6 protein-coding genes and 1 pseudogene are annotated in these 6,448 nt (G+C 71.7%); 3 read left to right on the top strand and 4 right to left on the bottom strand.

Annotated features, from left to right (window positions below; all coding sequences use genetic code 11):
- Positions 1-187 precede the first annotated feature (187 nt).
- On the bottom strand, positions 188-1,048 hold the full coding sequence (locus tag AB1673_17180; GenBank protein MEW6155691.1) for a class I SAM-dependent methyltransferase: 861 nt from the start codon (positions 1,046-1,048) through the stop codon (positions 188-190).
- Entirely contained in the window at positions 1,032-2,606 is a 1,575-nt protein-coding gene (locus AB1673_17185; GenBank protein MEW6155692.1) for an aminotransferase class I/II-fold pyridoxal phosphate-dependent enzyme, read from the bottom strand. The genes AB1673_17180 and AB1673_17185 overlap by 17 nt, the downstream gene beginning before the upstream one ends.
- A 140-nt stretch (positions 2,607-2,746) precedes the next feature.
- On the opposite strand from AB1673_17185, the gene sufB reads away from it, so the two are divergent.
- Together sufB and AB1673_17195 are read left to right on the top strand one after the other, a co-directional pair.
- The gene (gene sufB / locus AB1673_17190; protein ID MEW6155693.1) at positions 2,747-4,150 is read left to right on the top strand and encodes a Fe-S cluster assembly protein SufB; all 1,404 of its coding nucleotides are present in this window, start codon (positions 2,747-2,749) and stop codon (positions 4,148-4,150) included.
- Positions 4,151-4,189: 39 nt separating this feature from the next.
- Complete coding sequence (locus tag AB1673_17195; GenBank protein ID MEW6155694.1) at positions 4,190-5,038, top strand: class I SAM-dependent methyltransferase; 849 nt, start codon at positions 4,190-4,192, stop codon at positions 5,036-5,038.
- A gap of 15 nt (positions 5,039-5,053) precedes the next feature.
- On the opposite strand, the gene AB1673_17200 is transcribed toward AB1673_17195, so the two are convergent.
- Together AB1673_17200 and AB1673_17205 are read right to left on the bottom strand one after the other, a co-directional pair.
- Positions 5,054-5,209: a hypothetical protein gene (locus tag AB1673_17200; GenBank protein MEW6155695.1), complete on the bottom strand. Its 156-nt coding sequence runs from the start codon at positions 5,207-5,209 to the stop codon at positions 5,054-5,056.
- A 36-nt stretch (positions 5,210-5,245) separates the two neighbouring features.
- Positions 5,246-5,773 (bottom strand): annotated as a pseudogene (locus AB1673_17205) (transglycosylase family protein).
- A gap of 386 nt (positions 5,774-6,159) precedes the next feature.
- Here AB1673_17205 and AB1673_17210 point away from each other — a divergent pair.
- On the top strand, positions 6,160-6,448 hold a 289-nt coding region (locus tag AB1673_17210), incomplete at its 3' end, for an RHS repeat domain-containing protein (GenBank protein ID MEW6155696.1).

Raw genomic sequence — 6,448 nt, forward strand, 5'->3', positions numbered from 1 at the left:
GCTGGCGGCCCGGCGGGCGGCCGGCGGGGCGCCCCTGGCGGGGCGGGGCGGGCAGCCTCTGGCGGGGCGGGGCGGCGGGAGCGGGCGGGGCCTGTCCAGCCCGAGCGGCGGACCGTGACGGCGGTCCACAGGGCGACGGCCACGAGCACGGCGGTCGCACCCAGCCCGGCCGCCGGCACCGACCCCATCAGGTCGGCCGGGGCTCGCCTGGGGGGCCGGGGGTGAGGGCGCTCACCCGGTAGAGGGCGAGGCTCGGGAAGGTCCGGGACACCCACTCGTCGGCGGCTGCCGCCCGTTCGAGCACGGCTGGGTTTGACGTGCCCAGGAGGCGGCGGGGCCAACGCAGGCGGGTGGCCAGGGCCAGCTCGAAGGGCAGCATGGAGTAGGGCTCGACCCGCAGCACCTCGACGCCCGCGGCCCCGAAGGCGGCCAGCGTCCGCCCGTAGCCGCTCCACAGGAAGCGCTCCTGGCGAAACCACATGAGGTTGACCCAATGGACCGGGCACCGTAGGCGGGGCTCGATGATCACCACCCGGCCCGTGGGGCCGACGGCCCGGGCCGCGTGGCGCACGAACTCGGCCGGGTCGGCCAGGTGGTGGAGCAGGTTCTTGGCCCAGATGAGGTCCTGGCTGGCAGGCTCCATCTCGGCCACCAACTGGGTGGCGTCGCCCGCCGCCAGGTCGCCGTCGACCACTGTGCGGGCGATGTCGATGGCCGCCTCGCTCAGGTCGGTGCCGGTGTAGGCGAACCGGATGCCGCGGCGGCGGGCCACCCTCTGCACGGCCGTGGCCACCAGGCCCTCGCCGCTGCCGGCCTCGAAGAACCGGTAGGGCTGCCCGTCGGGGCGGGCCGTGCCCGTCACGCCGAGGTCGAGCACCCGCTCGGCCAGCCGGTCGTAGTAACCGCTAAGCATGGGGTGGCCCAGCTGGTCGCGGATGGCGGCCGCCATCTTCGGGTAGTGGCGGTCGTACGCCTTGCGCTGGTACTCGATCTGTTCCTGCTTGACGTCGGCTCCCATGGCGGCGAACAGGCTAGCTAGGTGCGTCACGCAGTGACTCCTTCCACGCCCGGAAGCGCTGGTGCACGTGCCCGTCGGCCCCCGTGCCCTCCCCCCGGCCGTCGGGGTGGAGGCGGTACGTGCACCGGCGGGAGAGGTTGGCCGAGTCGAGGGCCATGTAGCGGGCGTCGCCGTGGGCCGCCGGCCCGGCCCGCCACACCAGCCAGTCCCCGATGCGGCGGATGTACAGCGCAGTCGGGTGGCCGAGGTCGGCCCCCAGCCCGACCACCTCGGGCGGCGCCTCCACCCAGGCGGTGGCCGGGATGGCCCGGTCCCGCTGGGGCGTGGCCGGCAGGTCGGCGGTGTGCACGGGGCTGTGGTCGAGGGGGCGGTCCTCAGCAGGCGACATGGCCGCAGTCTCGCCCACGGGCTGGCCCCCACCGCGGGCGTGGCGGCGCACGACGGCCGCCAGGCGGCCCATGGCGTCCGGGCCCAGCTCGGGGTAGGCGGGCACGAACACGGTGGCCGCCATCGCCGCTTGCATCCTGGGGGCCGGGCCCAGGGCCCGGATCTGGGTGGCCCCCGCGCTGGCGTCCAAGCCGCACGAGCGCAGGTCGGCGATCAGCGCCGCCGGGTCGCGGGCCGTCACCGGGAACAACCAGTGGGTGGACGCCAGGGCCGAGCCCGGTCGGGCCCCCCCACCCAGCGCGGCCGCCAGGGCGTCGCCGGCGGCCGCCCGCCGGGCCAGGCGCTCGGTTGGGAACCCGGGGCCGGTGCGCCTGGCCATGGTCTCGACCAGGCCCGCGCACGGCCGGCGGCGGAGCCAGCCGGTGAAGGCCGGTTCGCCGGCCCGGGGTGCCCCCCTCACCAGCTCGCCCACGTCGGTGCCCAGCCCACTGGCCAGGGCCGCGGCCAGCCCGTAGGCCCTGGGCCCGCTGAGGGCCATGGCCACCAGGGCCTTTACGGATCGGGCCGCGTACTGCCGGCGGCGTTGCACCGGCCACCGGTCGTGCTGGGCGGCCATGGCCGCGGCCAGGGCAGGGCGGCGCACCCAGGCCAGGGCCCCGCCCAGGGCGGTGGCCGTCTTGATGGGGCCAAAACTGAACAGCGACACGTCGGCCCGGGTGTCACCGTGGTCTCGCGGACCGGCCAGGGCCTGGGCGCAGTCCTCGACCAGGAGCAGGCCCCTTCGGGCGGCGATGTCGGCGTAGGGGCCGAGGTCGCACCGGGTGCCGAACAGATGAGCCACCACCAGGGCGCGCACCCGGGGGCGGGCGGCGGCCTGCTCCAGTTCTTCAGGGCCGGGCGCGAGCGTGGCCGGGTCGAGGTCGACGGTGACCACGACCAAGCCGTGGGCCTCGACGATGCGGGCCATGTCCGGGTGGGTCACCGCCGTCATCAGCACCTCGTCGCCCGGGGGCAGGGCCAGGGCGGCCAGCAGCAGGTCGAACGCCGACCGCACCGACAGGCAGGCCAGGGCACCGCCCACGTACTGGCTGGCGCTCGGTGGGGCTCGGCGGCTAGCCCACAGCGCCCTCGACACGTCGCCTACGGTGGCGTCGAGACGATGGCGAGGGTGGAGGGGCGGCACCGGCGACAGTGTGCCCAACCGGGCTTGCTCCCGCTGGGGCCGAGCACCCGCAACCCGAGCTACAGGCGGGATGACCTGGCTCCGGTGGTTTGTTACTATCTGCGTAGGAGAAATTCTCTTCCTTTTCCGCAGGTCGCTGCGCACGGAGCTGATGCCCGATGGCAACCACCGAACTTGACCTGGGTCGCTACCAGCTGGGCTGGATCGACCCGACCGAGGACTACATCTTCAAGCCCAAGAAGGGCCTCAACGCCGACATCGTCGAAGAGATGTCGTGGATGAAGGGTGAGCCCGACTGGATGCGCCAGTTCAGGCTGCGCGCCCTCAAGCAGTTCGAGCGCAAGCCCATGCTGCCGTGGTTCGCGGTCAACATGCCTCACCTTGACTTTCAAGACATCTTCTATTACATCAAGCCGACCGACAAGCAGGTCAACAGCTGGGACCAGTTGCCCGACTCGGTCAAGGCCACCTACGAGAAGCTGGGCATCCCCGAGGCCGAGCGCAAGTACCTGGCCGGGGTCACCGCCCAGTACGAGTCCGAGGTCGTCTACCACCGCAACCGGGAGGACCTGGAGTCCCTCGGGGTGATCTTCGCCGACATGGACACGGCCCTGCGCGAGTACCCCGAGCTGGTCAAGGAGTACTTCGCCACCGTCATCCCCCCGGGCGACAACAAGTTCGCGGCCCTCAACTCGGCCGTCTGGTCGGGCGGGTCGTTCATCTACATTCCGCCCGGCGTCGAGGTCGACCAGCCCCTGCAGGCCTATTTCCGGATCAACGCCGAGAACATGGGCCAGTTCGAGCGCACGCTGATCATCGCCGACGAGGGTTCCAAGGTCCACTACATCGAGGGGTGCTCGGCTCCCATCTGGAGCTCGGAGTCGCTGCACTCGGCCGTGGTCGAGCTGGTGGCCAAGCCGGGGTCGCACATCACCTACACGACCATCCAGAACTGGTCGCCCGACGTCTACAACCTGGTCACCAAGCGGGCCCGGGCCGAGACCGAGTCGCGGGTGGAGTGGATCGACGGCAACATCGGTTCGAAGCTCACGATGAAGTACCCGTCGGTCTACCTGGTCGGGCCCAAGGCCCAGGGCGAGGTGCTGTCGGTGGCCTACGCCGGCGCCGGTATGCACCAGGACGCCGGGGCCAAGATGGTGCACGCCGCCCCCGAGACGACCTCGACGATCATCTCCAAGTCGATCTCCAAGGACGGCGGGCGCACCTCCTACCGGGGCCTGGTCAAGGTCGAGGAGGGGGCCAAGGGCTGCAAGAGCCATGTGCGCTGCGATGCCCTGCTGCTCGACGAGCACAGCCGCTCGGACACCTATCCCTACATGGAGATCGAGGAGCAGGACGCCCGCATCGGCCACGAGGCCACGGTCTCCAAGGTGGGCGACGACCAGCTCTTCTACCTGATGAGCCGGGGGCTGTCCGAGCAGCAGGCCATGAGCATGATCGTCAACGGGTTCATCGAGCCCGTCACCCGCACCCTGCCCATGGAGTACGCCGTGGAGTGGTCCCGCCTGATCGAGCTCAACATGGAGGGCTCGGTCGGCTAGCGGTTCCCCGCTTGCGGCCGTGACGGTGGGGGCCCCATCATGGGCCCGCCCGTGACCGCCGTCGACCAGCCTGACACCGCCGCCGTCGAGGGCCCACCGTGGGCGTCGGTGACGTCGCAGCGGCCTGCGGGCGGCTGGGAGGGGGCCGACCCCCGTTACCGGGGCTACCGGCCAACGAAGAACGGCAGGGTCAAGCTCGACCATCGCGTCGCCTTGGCCGTCGACCTGGTGCCCCTGGCCTCGGGGGGCCGCTTGGTCGACCTGGGGGCGGGCGACGGGTTCGTCACCGCCGAGCTGGCCAACGCAGCCGGGGCCTCGCTGGGCGTGGCCGTCGACGTGGGCTTCCCTCCCCCCCTGGCCCCCAGGCGCCACGGCGTGTCCCAGGTGGCCGCCGTGGTGCCCGGTCCGCTGCCGTTTCGCGACTCGTCGTTCGACGTGGTCGTGAGCCTGGAGTGCATCGAGCACCTGCTCGACCCCGACGGCCTGCTGGAGGAGGCCGTCCGGCTTCTGAGGCCCGGCGGCTGCCTGGTCCTGTCGACGCCCCGCCTCGACTCGCTGCTGGTGATCGTCTCGTTGCTGCTGGGCGTGCAGCCTCCGGGCGTGGAGTCCTCGCCCCGGCGCCGCTACGGCAACCCCTTCGGTGAGCAGCGGCCGTCGGGCCATGTCCACGTGTTCAGCCGCCGGGCCATGAGCGAGGCCCTGGCCGCCAACGGCCTCGAACTGGAGGCCTACCGCGAGGCCCGCTTCTCGTCGAGCTGGTGGCAGGCGGTACGGGCCTCACGGCGGTTCCCGGGGCCCCGCGACCTGCTGGTGAGGGCCGTGCTCGGCGTCTACGACCTGTGGCCGTTCAAGAAGGACGTGATGGTACTGAGGGCCGTGCCCCGCTGACGCGGAGCACGGCCCTCAGTTGCTCTTCTTGCCCTGGGCCGCAGCCAGCAGGGCGGCGATCACGGCCACGATGATGGCCAGGCCGATCAACCACCGCACCGCCCTGAGCACCAGGCCCAGCAGGCCCAGCACCAAGAACGCCACGACCAGACCGGCGACGACCTTCCACATGTCGCCGGCGAGCCTACCCCGGGCCCCCTACCGGAAACCCAGGTAGCTCGAGCAGGCGGGCCACGGCGTCCACCCGAAGATCGAGTGGAGGTAGCGGGCCGCCTCGTCCTGCACGGCCGGGGCCGCTTCGTGGGGGTAACCCCCGTAACCCAGCCACCACCACGTGATGGGCGAGAACTGGTAAGCCCCGTAGTAGCCGTTGCCGGTGTTGATGTAGTAGTTGTCGTTCGACTCGCACCACCGCAGGGCAGCCAGCTGCTCGTTGGTCGGGCCCCCGGGGACCAGCGGGGCCGGTTCGGCCACGGCCGGCTCGGGAGCCGGTGCCGGGGCCTCGGCGATCTCCCCGGCCCCCTCGGCGGCCCGCTGGGCGGCCCTGGCCGCCCGCCGGGCGGCATAGGCGGCGCGAGCCTCCCAGTAGTCGGCCCGAGCGTCGGTGTAAGCCTCCGAGTCGGTGCGGTCTTCGTTCGTTTCGGCCAAGGCGAGACCGCCTTGGTGGGCCAGCAGAGAGCCGGCCCCCATGAGTACAGCGACGATCAACGACGCCGAACGTTTGTGTGTGCGCATTTTGCGCCTCCTTGACGAAGCCCCCGAAGGGGCATCAGGTGTGGCCTGGAATGCGGGCACTCGTCTTTCAGCATCAGCTCGCGAGCGGTCGGGGGGCTCGGGACACGGGCGTCCAATCGAGGTGCAGACGGCACCCTGGGCGTGCGTGTTCGGAGAGGCTCCCTCCTGGGGGGTAGGTCGGCACCGCGCTCCCTCGCCCGCGGTGTCAGCTACGCCACCGTACCAACAGTCGCGACCCTGTCAAGAACGCCGTAGGTCGTTTCCTAGTTTTCCTACCATTTTCAGTTCTTTTCCATTGCTACTGGCTTTTCCCGGTGATTTCGTCATTATCCACCCCGATCCCCCGAGTACCCCCGGTCACTTGGGAGCCGGGCGAACGCTCGTTCGTGGAGTGGCGCAACGAGAGTGGGCCGATCGGGCCATTTCCCCTCGAATCGGTCAAGGTCGTCACCTACGACTACGCAGTGGACGGCGACCCCCTCACCACCTCGGCCTCCGAAGCGGGGCTGGGCCCGCTCACGACGAAGGTGGACCTGGGCGGGCGCCCCGTGTCCTACACCGACGTCTGGGGCTGGACCACCACCCGGTCCTACGACCAGGCCGGCCGGCCCACGGCTGCCCACGGCCCCCGGGGGGCCACGGCCGTCGTCTACGGGGCGGCCACCGGGGCCGTCG

Source organism: Actinomycetota bacterium, assembly GCA_040754375.1.
In the GTDB taxonomy this organism is placed as follows: Bacteria; Actinomycetota; Acidimicrobiia; order Acidimicrobiales; family AC-14; genus JBFMCT01.